The sequence below is a fragment of the Amycolatopsis cihanbeyliensis genome (assembly GCF_006715045.1).
GTDB lineage: Bacteria > Actinomycetota > Actinomycetes > Mycobacteriales > Pseudonocardiaceae > Amycolatopsis > Amycolatopsis cihanbeyliensis.
The window spans coordinates 3,660,047-3,674,314 of the sequence record NZ_VFML01000001.1; the positions used below are offsets into that span (position 1 = coordinate 3,660,047).

Consider the following 14,268-nt stretch of genomic DNA (forward strand, 5'->3'; position numbering starts at 1 on the left):
CGTCGCGCGTTTCCAGACGAACACTGAGTGGTGTGGCGGAGTGCGCGACCTCCGGCCCCTGGCGCGCTCGCGGGATGTAGAGCAGGATGGCGGCGTGATCGAAGTCCGGCCAGGTGGGCGTCGTCGGATCGACCGGGTCCTCGCCGCCGACTACGTGCGTGACCTCGGCGGCCTCCCGTTGGGGACGCTGCGCGAACGCCGTAACGAGGCCGCGCAGGAGGAGACCGACCTTTCCTACCTGCGGCGGTTGCTGCATGCCCGCATCGACATCGTTCGTGCCGAGCAGCAACGTCGCAGCAACGGTGGGGCGGACAGCGTCGTGGACCAGCTCGCGGCGATCCTCGCCGCGAACGCGCTCGGACCCGCGACGGGCTCGGGACGGCACCAGCCGCTGGAGCCGTCCCGCGCCGGTGAGCACCGGCGGCACGCGGAGGCGCTGGTCGGCGACGCGGATCTCTCCGATGTGGAGGCACTCTCCGAGGAGAAGCTGGCCGAGGCGCTGGCCACCTACCGCGAGCAAGAGGTTTCGGTGTCCACCCGGCGCCGCGAGGTACAGACCGTGGTGGACACCATCAACGCGGAGATCGCGGGCCGGTACGCGCAGGGCACCGCCTCGGTGGACGAGCTGATCAGCCGCGAGCGCGGGCACGAGGAAGGAACAAGCGCGTAAATGGACAACCCCGTGCTGGTGGAGGTTGTCCGCTCCAGGTTCGTGGAGAGTGTGCACCACGGCGCGCTGGTCATCCTCGGGCCGGACGGCTCGCCACTGCTCGAGCTGGGCGAGGTGCGGAGCCCGGTCTATCCGCGTTCGGCGAACAAACCGCTGCAGGGACTCGGCATGCTGCGGGCCGGGCTGGACCTGGACGAGGCCGACCTCGCACTCGGCTGCGCCTCGCACAACGGTGAACCGGAGCACGTGCGCAGGGCGCTGGCGCTGCTGGAGCGGCACGGCCTCGGCGAGGAGGCGCTGGCCTGCCCGCCGGACCGGCCGCTGTACCAACCCTGCGCGGCCACCGGCAGCCGGCGCGCCGCGATGAACTGCTCCGGTAAGCACGCCGCGATGCTGGCCACCTGCGTGCAGGCCGACCGGCCGACCGAGGGCTACGGGCACCCCGAGCACAAGCTGCAGCGGACCATCGCGGAGACGGTGGTCGAGGCCACCGGCGAGCCGATCGCGGCGACCGGGGTGGACGGCTGCGGCGCACCGCTGTTCGCCTTCTCCCTGACCGGGCTGGCCCGCGCCTACCAGGGGCTGGTCACCGCAGCGGGGGACCAGCGCCGGATCGCGGACGCGATGCGGGCGCATCCGTGGCTGGTGGCCGGTACCGGCAGGGAGGACACGCTGCTGATGCTCGCCGTGCCCGGGCTGCTCGCCAAGGGCGGGGCCGAGGGGGTGCACGCCATGGCGCTGCCGGACGGCACGGCGATCGCGCTGAAGATCGACGACGGCGCCACCAGGGCCCGGAACCCGCTACTGGTGGCGGCGCTGCGCGAGCTGGGAGCGCTGCCGGACAACCCGGCCGCCCGCTCGGTGCTGGACGGCCTCGCCGCGGGCGAGGTCCGCGGCGGCGGGCGCCGGGTCGGTGAGCTGCGCGTGCGCGAGGGCGTGCTACGGACCGGACGCGGTCCGGCTAGTTGAACCGTTCCCTGGCCGCCAGCTCGCTCCAGTAGTCCCGCAGGTCCTGGAACAGCTCGGCGAGCTGTTCCACGTTGCCCGCGCGCAGCGCGTCCAGGATGCGATGCACCTCCTCGGCGGAGGAGTCCGAGTCCAGGATCGGGTCGGCGATCAGCTGGACCAGCCCGCCGTAGTCGAGTTCCACCGCGGAGTTCGGATGGAAGTTGTCCAGCCAGCGCGCGGTCTCGGCGAGAATCCGGCTCGGCCCCGAGTCGCCGATGGTGTCGTGCACCAGCTCACTGGCCTCGGTGACCCGGCGACGCGCGTCGCCCATCGTGGCGCGCCAGGACAGTTCGCGTTCCGGGTCATAGCGCCCCGAGCCGAGCACCAGCCGCTTGCGGTCCGGTTCGATCAGCGAGAACCAGGGCAGCGGCACCGTCCAGGTGGTGGACAGCACGTGCATGGCGGAGCCGCCCAGCTCGCCGAGCGCGGCGGTGGTGCGGGCGCGCACCGACTCGGCCGAGGTGCCCGCGGCGGAGAGCACGGCCTCGCGCAGCGCGGGATGGGCGTCGCCGAGGAAACTCACCAGGGCCGCCGCGGACCGGGCGCGGAGTTCCAGCGGGCACACCAGCGGGCCGGGACCGACCTCCTCGCCCTCGGTGTCCGGCGGGACGTCGTCGGGATCCAGCACCAGCACGTCGGTCAGCGTGCTGGGGGCGGCGCTGCCATCGGCGAGCTCGGCGGGCAGCAATCGCATCGGTGCCGCGGTTTGTGATCTCAGCCACATGAGCTGCTCACGCTCGCCCGCGTTCGCCCTGGTCAGGCGGGCTTCTTTGACGGCCTTGACGAGCCGTTCGTCCGGCGGTTCGCCGAACGCCGACAACGGCTCGTACACCCTGAGGTAGGCCACGAACGGACGGAGCACACGGGCATCGTGGCACGTCGCCGCCGGATGGCAAGCACCGGCCGGACCGAGCGCGGGAGTCCGCACCGGGCCGGAAAGGCTGTCGCGTCTCGCACACCGTGCCGCGTCGCGTCCTCCCCCATCGACACGGTACGGTGTGTACAGGAATTAGTTGTCGAGACGACGCGGGGCCGCCGTTTCCCCCGGCCGCCCCGCCCCTGTGCGAGGGGGTCGAGCCATGGGGCGCGGCCGAGCCAAGGCCAAGCAGACGAAGGTGGCCCGGGAGCTCAAGTACAGCACTCCCAACACGGACTTCGAAGCGCTGCAGCGGGAACTGTCCAGCAACTCGTCCGAGGACGAGTACAAGGACGAGCAGCGTTACGAGGACCCATACGACGACGGGTACGACGACCGTCGTTGACGTACGCATCGCACTCGAGGGTGGGAACCAGCACGCCACTGGGACCCACCCTCGAGTCACGCGCGTACCCGAACCGACCGGACACTGAGGAGCGGCGATGCCGGACATCCAGCGAGTAGGCGTGATCGGCGCGGGCCTGATGGGCTCGGGCATCGCCGAGGTGCATGCCAAGGCCGGGCTGGATGTCACAGTCACCGAGGTCGACCGGCCCGCGCTGGACGCGGGCAAGGCGCGGATCGAGAAGTCGTTGCAGCGGGCCGTTCGCAACGGGAAGCTGGCGAACTCCGACGCCGAGGCGGCGCTGGCGAAGCTCACCTTCAGCACCGACCTGGAGGCTTTCGCCGACCGGGATCTGGTCATCGAGGCCGTGCTGGAGCAGGAGCAGGCCAAGGTGGACGTGTTCCGCTCGGTGGACAAGGTGGTGCGCAGGGAGGACGCGATCTTCGCTTCGAACACCTCCTCCATCCCGATCATGAAGCTGGGCATGGCGACCGAGCGGCCGCAGCAGGTGGTCGGCATCCACTTCTTCAACCCGGTGCCGGTACTGCCACTGGTCGAGTTGGTGCCCTCCCTGCTGACCAGCGAGGAGACCAGCAGGCGGGCGGACTCCCACGTCACCGAGGCGCTGGGCAAGACCGTGATCCGCTCGCAGGACCGGGCCGGCTTCATCGTGAACTCACTGCTGGTGCCGTACCTGCTCTCGGCGATCCGGATGATCGAGTCGGGGTTCGCCTCGGCCGAGGACATCGACCGCGGGATGGAACTGGGTACCGCGCACCCGATGGGCCCGCTGCGGCTGTCCGACCTGATCGGGCTGGACACCATCAAGGCGATCGCGGACTCGATGTACGCCGAGTTCAAGGAGCCGCTGTACTCCTCACCTCCGCTGTTGCTGCGGATGGTGGACGCGGGCCTGCTCGGCAAGAAGACCGGGCGGGGCTTCTACAGCTACGAGTAGGAGTCGGCCGCAACTTTCGGTGGTGTCTCCGGCACGACTCGTCAACCTCTGACGCTTTCCGCGGTGTGCCGCGGGCGGCTTCGATGATCGGGTACGCACCCGATCATTCCAGGGGGACTTCCCGATGGCTGGACACACCCGCCGTGCCGCGCTGACCGGCGCGGCCTCCGCCGCCGCGATCGGCCTTTCCCCGGGCACGGCGCACGCCGTGGGCGGCAGGCGGCACGGCGGCACCACTTTCGTGTTCGCGGCCGGCTCGAACGGCGCCGGCACGACCGTGGACGAGCTCGCCCTGCGCGGGCACCGCTGTGTCGGGGTCACGCCGCCCGGGTTCGCCGACACCGCGGGTCAGTATCGCCGCTCCTACCAGGCCCCGCAGGACCTGGCGGCGCTGGCCACCGAGCCCTCGCCGCTGGCCGGAGTCACACTCGCCGACCAGGTGGACGCCACCGTCGCCGTCGTGCGCAGGGCGGCCTGCCTCGGGCCGGTGGTGCTGGTGGGCGGCAGCATCGGCGGGGCGACGATCACCCTGGTCGCGAACCGGGTGCCGGAGCTGATCGACCGGCTGGTCTACGACACCGCGTACTGCTGCACGGAGCTCGCGTCCCCGGACGAGTACCTGCGCACCCCGGAGGGCGCGGCGAGTGAGGTGGGGGAACTGCTCGGCTTCCTCGCCGCCGACCCGGCCGTGATCGGCGCGGTCCGGTCCAACTGGCGGCTCGCCGACCCCGACCTGCTCGCCACGGCGAAACGCGTACTCATCGAGGACGGCACCGACGCGGAGTTGTTCGCGCTACTCAACTCCATGGCGCCGGACGAGATCCTCGGCAAGGGCGCCGAGGACAGCCGAGGCGACCCGCGCGGCTGGGGGCGGGTGCCCAGGGCCTACATCCGGCACGCCAGGGACCGGGTGCTGCCGCTACCGTTGCAGAACCGGATGATCGCCGAAGCCGATCGCCGCACACCGGGGAACCGCTTCACGGTGTTCGACCTGGACACCGGGCATGTCCCGAACGTGGCGAAGACGGCCGAACTGATCGAGATCCTGGACCGGCTCGCCCGGCGCCGGTCCTGACTCCCCGACTCCGGCGGCGCACTGAGAGCGTGTTCGGGACTGGACGCAACTGCTCACGGTGAGTGGAGGAACGCGCGCGGCGTAGCCCACGAGCGGGGAGGCGGGGCGTACGACCTGGTGAGGTCATGGTCGTGGCCAAGTCCAAGCCCCGCCCGTCTCCCATCACCACCCATACGGTGGCGCTCCGCGCCGCTGGGCTGCTGCCAACGATCGTGTCGCGCGGTGAGGAACAGGCACTGAGCCGGCCCAGCCGCCGACCCCCTAGGCTGCGCTGCATGCAGCAGCTTCGCGTGGGTCTGGTTGGCGGCGGCCCGTGGGCCGGCTCCGTGCACGCACCCGGCCTCGCCGAGCATCCCGGTACGGAACTGACCGCGGTATGGACCCGCAGGCCGGAGGCGGCGAGGGAACTGGCCGCGGCGCACGGCGCGCTGCCCTGTACCGGGTTCGAGGAACTGCTCGACCAGGTCGACGCCGTTGCCTTCGCCGTGCCGCCCGCGGCGCAGGCCGAGCTGGCACCGCGGGCGGCACGGGCGGGCAAGCACCTGGTCCTGGAGAAGCCGATCGCGCGGGACGCCGAGCAGGCCCGGCGGATCGCGGATGCCGTGGACGATGCCGGGGTCGTCGCGCTGGTCGTACTCACCCTGCGCTACGCCATGCAGACCCGGGACTGGCTGGCGGACCTCGGCAACACCGGCGACTGGCGCGGCGGCAGCGCCCGGTGGCTGTCCGGTGCCCTGCTCGGCAGCAAGTACGGCGGCTCGCCGTGGCGGCACGATCTCGGTGCGCTGGCGGACATCGGGCCACACGTGATCGACCTGATGGACGCCGCCCTCGGCGAGATCACCGGGGTGCTGGCCGCGCACCGCAGCCCGGAGGACCTGTGGCAGCTACTGTTCGAGCACAAGGGCGGGGCGACCAGTACGGCCGCGCTGTCCCTGCGGCTGCCGATCGACCCGACCGTGATCGAGTTCGCGGTATACGGCGAGCACGGCTACCGCGCGCTGGGTCGCAAGCCGGGTGCGGCGCACGAGTGCTACACGGCGTTGCTGGACGACTTGGCCGCGCTGGTCGTCAGCGGCACCCGCGAACATCCCTGCGATGTGCACCGCGGCCTGCACCTGCAGCACCTCCTCGACCAGGCCCAGCACGCCGCCGGTCAGGCGTCGACGCGGTCCCCTGGCTGACGCCGGGCACGGATCAGCTTGCGCAGCAGGGGCCAGGCGAGCAGGGCGGCGACGATCAGGTAGATCACCGCGGCGATCGGCGAGCTGACCAGTCCGATCAGGTCGCCGTCACTGAGCTGCAGGGCGCGCCGCATCTGCTGCTCCGCGGCCGGGCCGAGGATCACGCCGATGATCGCGGGCAGCACCGGTAGGCCGTAGCGCCGCATGGCGAACCCGAGCAGCCCGATCACGAACAGCAGCAGCAGGTCGATCACCTCACCGCCGACCGCGTACGCACCGACCGCGGCGAAGAACAGGATCCCCGCGTACAGGTACGGCCGCGGGATCCGGAGCAGTTTCGCCCACACCGGCGCCAGCGGCAGGTTGATCACCAGCAGCAACGCGGTCCCGATGAACAGGCTCGCGATCAGGCCCCACACCAGCGCCGACTCGTGCTCGAACAGCAGCGGCCCCGGCTGGATGCCGTACTGCCGGAACGCGGCCAGCATCACCGCGGCGGTGGCGGTGGTGGGCAGGCCGAGGGTCAGCATGGTCACCAGCGTCCCGGAGGCCGACGCGCTGGCGGTGGCCTCCGGCCCGGCCACCCCCTCGATGGCGCCCGAGCCGAACTCGCGGTTCCTGGCGAGTCGCTTCTCGGTGACGTAGGACAGGAAGGTCGGGATCTCCGCGCCGCCGACCGGGATCGCCCCGAACGGGAACCCGAGCAGCGGCCCGCGCAGCCATGGCTTCCAGGTCCGCCGCAGCTCGGCGCGGCCCAGCCATGGCCTGCCGACCGGGATCGGCTTGTCCTGCTTGTGCCGCAGGTGCGCGGCCACCCACAGGGACTCGCCGACCGCGAACAGCCCCACCGCGACGATCACCACATCGATCCCGTCGGCCAGGTGCAGGGAACCGAGGGTGAGCCGGGACTGCCCGGTCATGTCGTCCAGCCCGACCAGCCCGATGGTCAACCCGATCAGCAGGGAGGCGAACCCGCGCACCCTGGACCTGCCGAGCACCGAGGTGACCGCGATGAAGGCCAGCACCATCAACGCGAAGTAGTCCGGGGCACCGATGTCCACCGCGAACGAGGCCACCACCGGGGCCAGTAGCACCAGCGCGATGGTGCCGATCAGCGCGCCGACGAAGTTGCCGATCGCGGCCGCGGCCAGTGCCTGCGCGCCGCGGCCGCGCTTGGCCATCCTGTTGCCCTCGATCGCGGTGACCACCGAGGCGCTCTCGCCGGGGGTGTTCAGCAGGATCGCGGTGGTCGAGCCGCCGAACATGCCGCCGTAGTAGATGCCGGCGAACATGATGAACGCGGCGGTGGATTCCAGCCCGTAGGTCACCGGGAGCAGCAGCGCGACGGCCATCGCCGGGCCGATCCCCGGCAGCACGCCGATCGCGGTACCGAGAATGACCCCGATCGCGGCGAACAGCAGGTGCTGCGGGGTGAGTGCGGTGCTGAAACCGTCCAGCAGCAGGGAAAACGAATCCATCGGCTACAGCACCCCCATCAGCGGGCCGCCGGGAAGTGGAACCCCGAGCAGTTCGTCGAAGACGATCCAGGTGACCACCGAGACCGTGGCCGCGATCAGCGGATCCCGGACGAGGTTCCTGCTGCCGAGCGCGTAGGAGGCGCCCCAGAACAGCACCGCCGAGGAGACCGGGAACCCCGCGGTGTCGATCAGCGCCGCGTTGGCGAGGAAGGCGCCGGACAGCAGCAGTACGGTGCGCCAGTCGGCCGGGGTGTCCAGGTCGACGTCCTCCCCGCCCTCGGCCTCGCCCCGGCCGCCGCGCAACACATCGCGGGCCAGCAGCGCGGCCACCACGACCAGCGCAGTGCCGACCAGCACCGGGACGGCCTTGGGCCCGATCGGGCCGCGCTGGGTGAAGTCCACCGGCATACTCAGCGCGTCGGTCAGCACCAGCACCCCGAGCGCGAGCAGCAGCAGGCAGACGCCGAGTTCGGACCTGGTGCGCCACCACCGGCCGGCGCCGGCAGGGCCGGCCACGGCCGGGTCCGGAGTGTCTACAGTGGAGTTGTTCATGCCAGTCCCAGCTCCTTCAGGACCTTGACCACCCGGCCGTTCTCCTCCTCGAGGAAGGCGCCGAACTCGTCCCCGGCCTGGAAGGCGTCAGCCCAACCGTTCAGCCGCAACGCCTCCTGCCACTGCGGCGTGTCGTGCAGCCCGGTGAACATGGTGATCAGCTTGTCGCGAGCGGTGTCGCTGATGCCCGGCGGCGCCACGACGCCACGCCAGTTGGTGAAGCTGACATCCACTCCGGACTCCCGCAGCGTCGGCGCGTCGATCCCCGGCACCCGCCGCGGGCTGGTGACGGCAAGGGCGCGCAGCTCGCCCGCGTCGATCTGGTCCCTGGTCTCGCCGATACCGGACACCCCGAAACCGACCTCGCCGCCCAGTACCGAGGCCATCAGCTCGCCGCCGCCGTCGTAGGACACGTACCGGACGTCCGGTGGCGCGATCCCGACCGCCTCGGCCATCAGCATCGGCGCGAGGTGGTCCGGCCCGCCCGGCGAGGAACCGCCGCCGACCGAGACCGCGCCGGGGTCGGCGCGCCACGCCTCGATCAGCTCGGTGATGTCCCGGTACGGGGAGTCCTTGCCGACCACCACGATGTCGGCCTCCTCGGTGAGCCGCGCGATCGGCGTGGTGTCCTGCAAGGTGGACGGCGACTTGTTGGTGTACACCGAGCCGACCACGCCGAGCCCCATCGACATGGCGAGCTTCCCGTTGCCACGCTCGCTGACCAGCCTGCCGAGGCCGACGGTGCCGCCCGCGCCGGGCAGGTTGAACACCTCGGTGTTGCCGTTCAGGCCCGCGTCCTCGATCGCCTTCGCGGCGGTCCGCGCGGTGATGTCGTAGCCCCCGCCGGGGGTGTTCGGCACCATCAGCCGGAGGCCGCGGATATGGCCGCCGACGTCCTCGCCGCTACCGGAGGAGACCAGCGGCGGGACCAGCAGCACCAGGAACGCCGCGGCGAGCACCGCCAGCCAGCTCTTCGGGTTCTTCATTCGGCTGCACCTCGATGTGCGTCGATCGCCCCGGCCTCGCCGCCGGTTGGTCGGTCATGCTCCCCGGCACCCCGCCCGCTGTCTCGCTTGCGGGCCTTTCGGTAGTTGTGTTCGTTGTGGTCACGCCCGCGCCCGGCCCTGCGGTGTCATAGTGGAGAGCCCGTTCGGAGCGAGGAGGCGGCCGTGGGCGCGAAGGGATCGTTGGCGCGCCAGCTGCTCGGCTGGCAGCTGGCGATCGTCTTCGCCCTGCTCGCCTGCGTGGTGACCTTCTCGGTGATCCAGTCCGGGAAGAGCTTCGCCGACATCGAGGGCAGGCGACTGCTGTCGGTGGCGGAGACCGTGGCCGCCACGCCCGGGGTACGGGAGAGCCTGCTCGACCCGGTGCGCCGCGACCCGTTGCCGATCTTCGCGGAGAGCGCGCGCAGCCTGTCCGGCGCGGACTCCGTGATCATCGCCTCGCCCGATCGCCGGGTGCTCACCTCACCGGATCCCCGGCAGCTACGCGCCGAGCTGCCGATCGGGGACAGCACGGTCACCCAGGGGCGGTCCTGGGTCGGCGAGGTCGGGGACGAGCTGGTCGCGCACGTTCCGGTGATCGGCGACCGCGGTGAGCTGACCGGGATCGTGGCGGCGAGCAAGGCGACCCCAGGGTTCTTCGAGGGCGTCGCCGACTCACCGGGCAACGCGCTAGCACTGCTGGGCATCGCGACGGTGCTCGGGGTGGCCGGCTCGATCTTCCTCGCCTGGCGGGTCAAACGGAAGACGCTGGGCCTGGAGCCGAGGGAGATCACCGACCTGGTCGAGCATCGCGAGGCCCTGCTGCACGGGATCAAGGAAGGTGTCATCGCGCTGGACGAGCGGGACCGGATCACGCTGGTGAACGACAAGGCGCGGGAGTTGCTGGCGCTGCCTGCCGACCGGGTGGGTTACCGGGTCGGCGAGTTGGCGGTGAACGAACGCCTGCGGGACGTGCTGACCGGCCGGGCACGCGGGGCCGACCAGATCGTGCTGCGGGCCGGCCGGGTGCTCGTGATGAACCGGATGCCGATCACCAGGGACGGCCGCGAGGTCGGCGCCGTGACCACGTTGCGTGATCGGACGGAGATGGTCACGCTGCGCGAGGAGTTGGCGGCGAACTCCCGGGCCACCGACACGCTGCGCGCGCAGGCGCATGAGTTCACCAACCGCCTGCACACCATCGCCGGGCTGATCGAGCTGGGCGAGTACGAGGAGGCACGCAGCTATGTCGATCTGGTCAGCCGGGCCCGGGACGAGTGGCACGACCAGGTGAGCGCGCATATCGGTGATCCGGCGGTGGCCGCGCTGCTGATCGCCAAGGCCAGCCTCGCCGCCGAGCAGGGGGTGGGGATCAGGCTGGCCGAGGCGAGCAGGCTCGATGTCATGGACGAGCAGACCTCCGCCGACCTGGTGACCGTGATCGGCAACCTGGTGGACAACGCGCTGGACGCGCTGCGGGACAGCAGTGGAGATACTACGGAAAGTGACTGGGTGCAGGTGACGATCCGGCAGGAGGCGGCGGAGGTGCGCGTGGTGGTCCGCGACTCCGGCCCCGGGGTGGCCCCGGAGATCGCCACCGAGGTGTTCACCCACGGCTTCACCACCAAGGTCGCCGAGCACGACGCCGGCGCGGCCGGGGCCCGCGGGCTCGGGCTGGCCCTGACCAGGCAGATCTGCCGGCGCCGGCACGGCTCGGTGGCGGTGCACAACGCCGGTGGCGCGGTGTTCACCGCCGTCTTGCCGCTGGCCCGCCGACCGGCGAGGGTGGCACCGTGATCCGGGTGCTCGTGGTGGACGACGACTTCATGGTCGCCAAGGTCCACAGTGGATATGTGGAGCGCACCGATGGCTTCTCGGTTGTCGGGGTCGCGCACACCGGCGCGGAGGCGCTGCGCGCGACCCGCGACCTGCGACCGGACCTGGTGCTGCTGGACATCTACCTGCCGGATATGGACGGCATCGCCGTCCTGCGGGAACTGCGCGCCGATCCGGCCACCGTGGACACCGACGTCGTCGTGATCACCGCTGCGCGTGATGTGGACACCATTCGAAGCGCGATGCGGGGTGGCGCGCTGCACTATCTCATCAAACCGTTCTCCCATTCCGCGCTCCGCGACCAGCTACGGCATTTTGGCTCGCTGCACGAGAAACTGAACCGATTGTCCAGGGCTTCGGTGGCCGGCCAGCGGGACGTGGACGACGTGTTCGGCGCCCGGCCGCCCGCGGCGGGAACCCTGCCGAAAGGGCTGACCCTGCAGACAGCCGACCTGGTGCGACAAGCATTGCAAGATCACCCGGACGGGCTATCCGCGACCGAGTGTGCGCAGGTCACCGAGCTGTCCAGGCCCAGCTCCCGGCGCTATCTCGAGCACTTCGCGGCAACCGGCAATGCCGAGGTCCGGCTGCGCTACGGCGGAACCGGCCGCCCCGAACGGCAATACCACTGGCGGCAATAGCACGTTCGCACTGTCCCCGCCTCTTACAAGATCACCTCAAGGTGAACGCATTTCCGCGCGCGATTTCCACAACGCGATGCGAAGGTGATCTTGAGGGGCTTCGCATAGGCACCGCGTTCAGGAAGGGGACGAGGTGGAGTCGGGTGGACTCGTTACTGCGCGCATTCGGCGAGCTGATCCCCGCGACGATTATCGCCCTGCCATTCGCGATACTGGCCTGGCTGGTGCTGACCGAGCGGCGCAGCGGGAGGAGACCACTGCGGACCGCGCGCCGCACCGCCGCGCTGGACGTCGCCATCGGCACCAACGTGATCATCGTGTGCTTCCTGGTGACCGTCCCGGTTCCCGGCCGCCCACCCACCGACCTGCACCTGCGGCTCGGCACCGACCTGGTGGCGGCGCTCACCCCCGCCGGCTCGCCCTGGCAGGTGGTGGGCAACCTGGTACTGCTGGCCCCGCTCGGCGCGCTGATCCCGCTGCGGGTGCGCGCGTCCCGGTCGCTGATCAAGCTGGCGCTCGCCGCGCTGGTCGTGTCCACGATCGTGGAGGTGGGGCAGTACCTGCTGCACACCGGCCGGGTGACCTCCACCGACGACATCGTGCTGAACACGCTCGGCGCGGTCGCCGGCGCCCGGCTGGCCCGGCGCTGGTGGGCACCCCGGTATCCGGGCGTCGACGCGATCCCCGCACCGCGCACCTCCTCCCCGCCCGTCCGGTCGTTACCCCGCCACCCCTCCCGCTAGCTGACGCGCCACCACGCTCCTGGCGACAAGCGCGGGAAACCGGGTCACTCGCGGCGGGCGGGTATCGTGCCCGCTGTGCTGAGGGGTGTGCTGGTGCGGCGCGGGGTCGCCGCCGCGGGGGACCAGGAGCGGGACCGGCATGTCGTGTTGATCCGGGTGGCGCTGGCGGTACTGGCCGCGTCGCTACTGGCGCACATCCTCATCGTGCCCGGCTTCGTGGACCTGCACGTCTACCGCTCCGGTGGCCACGCCTGGCTGAACGGGATCGGGTTGTACTCCGACCGGTTCCCCGCGCTGGTACCGAACATGCCGCTCGCGTTCACCTACCCGCCGTTCGCCGCGATCCTGTTCGGACCGGTCTCGCTGCTGCCATGGCATGTGGCGAAGGTGCTGCTGACCCTGGCCAGCGCGCTCGGCCTGGTCACCGCCACCCTCACCGTGGCGGGCAGGCTGTACGGTCGGCGCAGCATCGCGGTGGTGCTCGGGCTGGGGGTCGCCGCCTGCTGGGCGCTGTTCGAACCCGCCCGCTCCACCATCGGGTTCGGGCAGATCAACATGATCCTGATGGGCCTCGTCTGCGCGGACTGCCTGCTGCCCAGGGTGCGCTGGCCCCGCGGCATGCTGATCGGGCTGGCCACCGCGATCAAGCTGACCCCCGCGGTGTTCGTGCTGTTCTTCCTGGTCCGGCGGCAGTACCGGCCCGCGGCCGTGGCGTTCGGTTCCTTCCTGGCGTTCAGCCTGGTCGGGTTGGCGCTCGCCCCCTCGGACACGAGGACGTACTGGTTCGACGCGCTGCTCGACCCGGACCGGATCGGCGGCCTGGCGTACGCGTTCAACCAGTGCTTCCAGGCGGTGCTGTACCGACTGATGGAGGAGGGTGCGGCCCGGTCCCTGGTCTGGGTCGCACTGGGACTGGCGAGCCTGGCGCTGGCCTGGATCGGCGCCCGCAAGGCACGGGCCGCGGGCCAGGACGTGACCGCGCTGCTGCTCGTCGCGGTGTGGGGCATGCTCGCTTCGCCGGTCAGCTGGTCGCATCACTGGGTGTGGATCCTGCCCGGCACCGTGCTGCTGCTGCACTACACCCGGCACGGCGGCCCGCTGCGGATCGGCCTCGCGGTGTTCCTGGTCGCGGTGTTCGCGATCGGCGCGCACTCCTACCTGCCGCAGACCGGTGACGTCGAGCTGCGGTGGTCCTGGTGGCAGCACCTGTTCGGTTCCGGCTACGTGCTGGTCGGCGTGGCGATGCTGATCGTGTTCGCGCTGCGGCCGGGCGAGCGTGCCCCGCTCACCGGCACAGCCGGTCGAGCTCGAGAGTGACCGGCACCGGAACGTCCAGCACAAGGGTGCCGGAACCTTCGGCCTCCGGCCGGTAGCCCGTGTCCGCCAGCCGGTAGGCGGTCAGCCGCGGGCCACCGGCAAGCTCCACGGTCCAGTATCCCCTGATCCCGGCAGCGGCGTACTCGGCGATCCGGGCCCGCCGACCGCCCGGATCAGCACCGGCAGGCAGCAGCTCGACCGCGAGGGCGACGTCGAAGGCCGGATACCGGACCGGGTTCCGGCGGGCCACCGCGCGGGGCACGACCACCAGGTCCGGCACCCGCACGGTCGCCGGGTGCGGCCTGGTGACGACCTCGACCTCGAGCAGCACGCAGAGCTGGCGGGGGAGCTGGGCGCGTAGCTGGTGGCCCAGTTCGAAGGTGGCGGCGCGGTGGCACGCGGGCGTCTTGCGGTTGGCTCGCGGCACGCCGCCCACCGGCTCGCAGTGCCGGGCCCCGTCCGCCGGTGACCGTGGCCAGTGCTCAAGTGGCCCGTGTTCCCCGGTCAGCACGCTCATCCCGGCCTCCTCCTCGCCCCGGTGCGGCCAGTCTGGCATAACTC

General features: G+C 71.3%; 15 protein-coding genes. 10 read left to right on the plus strand and 5 right to left on the minus strand.

What is annotated here, in order from left to right; all coding sequences use genetic code 11:
- Nucleotides 1-94: 94 nt before the first annotated feature.
- Both FB471_RS16370 and FB471_RS16375 read left to right on the plus strand, forming a co-directional pair.
- Complete coding sequence (locus FB471_RS16370) at nt 95-670, plus strand: RsiG family protein (protein ID WP_141999317.1); 576 nt, start codon at nt 95-97, stop codon at nt 668-670.
- Nucleotides 671-1,639, plus strand: a complete 969-nt coding sequence (locus FB471_RS16375; RefSeq protein ID WP_141999318.1) for an asparaginase — start codon at nt 671-673, stop codon at nt 1,637-1,639.
- Here FB471_RS16375 and FB471_RS16380 read toward each other — a convergent pair.
- Nucleotides 1,632-2,540, minus strand: a complete 909-nt coding sequence (locus FB471_RS16380; protein ID WP_141999319.1) for a DUF8083 family protein — start codon at nt 2,538-2,540, stop codon at nt 1,632-1,634. The genes FB471_RS16375 and FB471_RS16380 overlap by 8 nt on opposite strands.
- Nucleotides 2,541-2,757: 217 nt before the next feature.
- On the opposite strand from FB471_RS16380, the gene FB471_RS16385 reads away from it, so the two are divergent.
- From FB471_RS16385 to FB471_RS16400, 4 genes are all read left to right on the plus strand, one after another.
- Nucleotides 2,758-2,940, plus strand: a complete 183-nt coding sequence (locus FB471_RS16385; RefSeq protein WP_141999320.1) for a DUF3073 domain-containing protein — start codon at nt 2,758-2,760, stop codon at nt 2,938-2,940.
- A 97-nt stretch (nt 2,941-3,037) separates the two neighbouring features.
- Entirely contained in the window at nt 3,038-3,898 is an 861-nt protein-coding gene (locus FB471_RS16390) for a 3-hydroxybutyryl-CoA dehydrogenase (protein WP_141999321.1), read from the plus strand.
- 124 nt (nt 3,899-4,022) lie between these two features.
- On the plus strand, nt 4,023-4,973 hold the full coding sequence (locus FB471_RS16395; protein ID WP_141999322.1) for an alpha/beta fold hydrolase: 951 nt from the start codon (nt 4,023-4,025) through the stop codon (nt 4,971-4,973).
- 275 nt (nt 4,974-5,248) lie between these two features.
- Nucleotides 5,249-6,157, plus strand: a complete 909-nt coding sequence (locus FB471_RS16400; protein WP_141999323.1) for a Gfo/Idh/MocA family protein — start codon at nt 5,249-5,251, stop codon at nt 6,155-6,157.
- Here the strand turns inward: FB471_RS16400 and FB471_RS16405 are convergent.
- Genes FB471_RS16405 through FB471_RS16415 form a run of 3 tightly spaced genes read right to left on the minus strand, consistent with a single transcriptional unit; the run spans nt 6,130 to nt 9,173 of the window.
- Entirely contained in the window at nt 6,130-7,635 is a 1,506-nt protein-coding gene (locus FB471_RS16405; protein ID WP_141999324.1) for a tripartite tricarboxylate transporter permease, read from the minus strand. The genes FB471_RS16400 and FB471_RS16405 overlap by 28 nt on opposite strands.
- Before the next feature lie 3 nt (nt 7,636-7,638).
- Nucleotides 7,639-8,187, minus strand: coding sequence for a tripartite tricarboxylate transporter TctB family protein (locus tag FB471_RS16410; protein WP_141999325.1), 549 nt, complete (start codon nt 8,185-8,187; stop codon nt 7,639-7,641).
- Nucleotides 8,184-9,173, minus strand: coding sequence for a Bug family tripartite tricarboxylate transporter substrate binding protein (locus tag FB471_RS16415; RefSeq protein WP_141999326.1), 990 nt, complete (start codon nt 9,171-9,173; stop codon nt 8,184-8,186). The genes FB471_RS16410 and FB471_RS16415 overlap by 4 nt, the downstream gene beginning before the upstream one ends.
- A gap of 183 nt (nt 9,174-9,356) precedes the next feature.
- Here FB471_RS16415 and FB471_RS16420 point away from each other — a divergent pair, with 183 nt between their 5' ends.
- The 4 genes from FB471_RS16420 (at nt 9,357) to FB471_RS16435 (ending at nt 13,707) form a co-directional block, all read left to right on the plus strand.
- Nucleotides 9,357-10,967 (plus strand): sensor histidine kinase, encoded by a 1,611-nt coding sequence (locus FB471_RS16420; protein WP_141999327.1) that lies wholly within the window; start codon nt 9,357-9,359, stop codon nt 10,965-10,967.
- Entirely contained in the window at nt 10,964-11,647 is a 684-nt protein-coding gene (locus FB471_RS16425; protein WP_141999328.1) for a response regulator, read from the plus strand. Before FB471_RS16420 ends, FB471_RS16425 begins: the two co-directional genes overlap by 4 nt.
- Before the next feature lie 143 nt (nt 11,648-11,790).
- The gene (locus tag FB471_RS16430; protein ID WP_170220828.1) at nt 11,791-12,390 is read left to right on the plus strand and encodes a VanZ family protein; all 600 of its coding nucleotides are present in this window, start codon (nt 11,791-11,793) and stop codon (nt 12,388-12,390) included.
- A gap of 75 nt (nt 12,391-12,465) precedes the next feature.
- Complete coding sequence (locus FB471_RS16435; RefSeq protein ID WP_246076436.1) at nt 12,466-13,707, plus strand: glycosyltransferase 87 family protein; 1,242 nt, start codon at nt 12,466-12,468, stop codon at nt 13,705-13,707.
- Here FB471_RS16435 and FB471_RS16440 read toward each other — a convergent pair.
- Nucleotides 13,676-14,263, minus strand: coding sequence for a Uma2 family endonuclease (locus FB471_RS16440; RefSeq protein WP_141999330.1), 588 nt, complete (start codon nt 14,261-14,263; stop codon nt 13,676-13,678). The genes FB471_RS16435 and FB471_RS16440 overlap by 32 nt on opposite strands.
- Nucleotides 14,264-14,268 lie beyond the last annotated feature (5 nt).

What these genes read in the sequence shown, in the direction of transcription:
- FB471_RS16390 (WP_141999321.1), top strand. Translation starts at nt 3,038, where the DNA reads ATGCCGGACATCCAGCGAGTAGGCGTGATCGGCGCGGGCCTGATGGGC.
- FB471_RS16440 (WP_141999330.1), bottom strand. Translation starts at nt 14,263, where the DNA reads ATGCCAGACTGGCCGCACCGGGGCGAGGAGGAGGCCGGGATGAGCGTG.
- FB471_RS16375 (WP_141999318.1), top strand. Translation starts at nt 671, where the DNA reads ATGGACAACCCCGTGCTGGTGGAGGTTGTCCGCTCCAGGTTCGTGGAG.
- FB471_RS16400 (WP_141999323.1), top strand. Translation starts at nt 5,249, where the DNA reads ATGCAGCAGCTTCGCGTGGGTCTGGTTGGCGGCGGCCCGTGGGCCGGC.
- FB471_RS16405 (WP_141999324.1), bottom strand. Translation starts at nt 7,635, where the DNA reads ATGGATTCGTTTTCCCTGCTGCTGGACGGTTTCAGCACCGCACTCACC.
- FB471_RS16410 (WP_141999325.1), bottom strand. Translation starts at nt 8,187, where the DNA reads ATGAACAACTCCACTGTAGACACTCCGGACCCGGCCGTGGCCGGCCCT.
- FB471_RS16385 (WP_141999320.1), top strand. Translation starts at nt 2,758, where the DNA reads ATGGGGCGCGGCCGAGCCAAGGCCAAGCAGACGAAGGTGGCCCGGGAG.
- FB471_RS16395 (WP_141999322.1), top strand. Translation starts at nt 4,023, where the DNA reads ATGGCTGGACACACCCGCCGTGCCGCGCTGACCGGCGCGGCCTCCGCC.
- FB471_RS16415 (WP_141999326.1), bottom strand. Translation starts at nt 9,173, where the DNA reads ATGAAGAACCCGAAGAGCTGGCTGGCGGTGCTCGCCGCGGCGTTCCTG.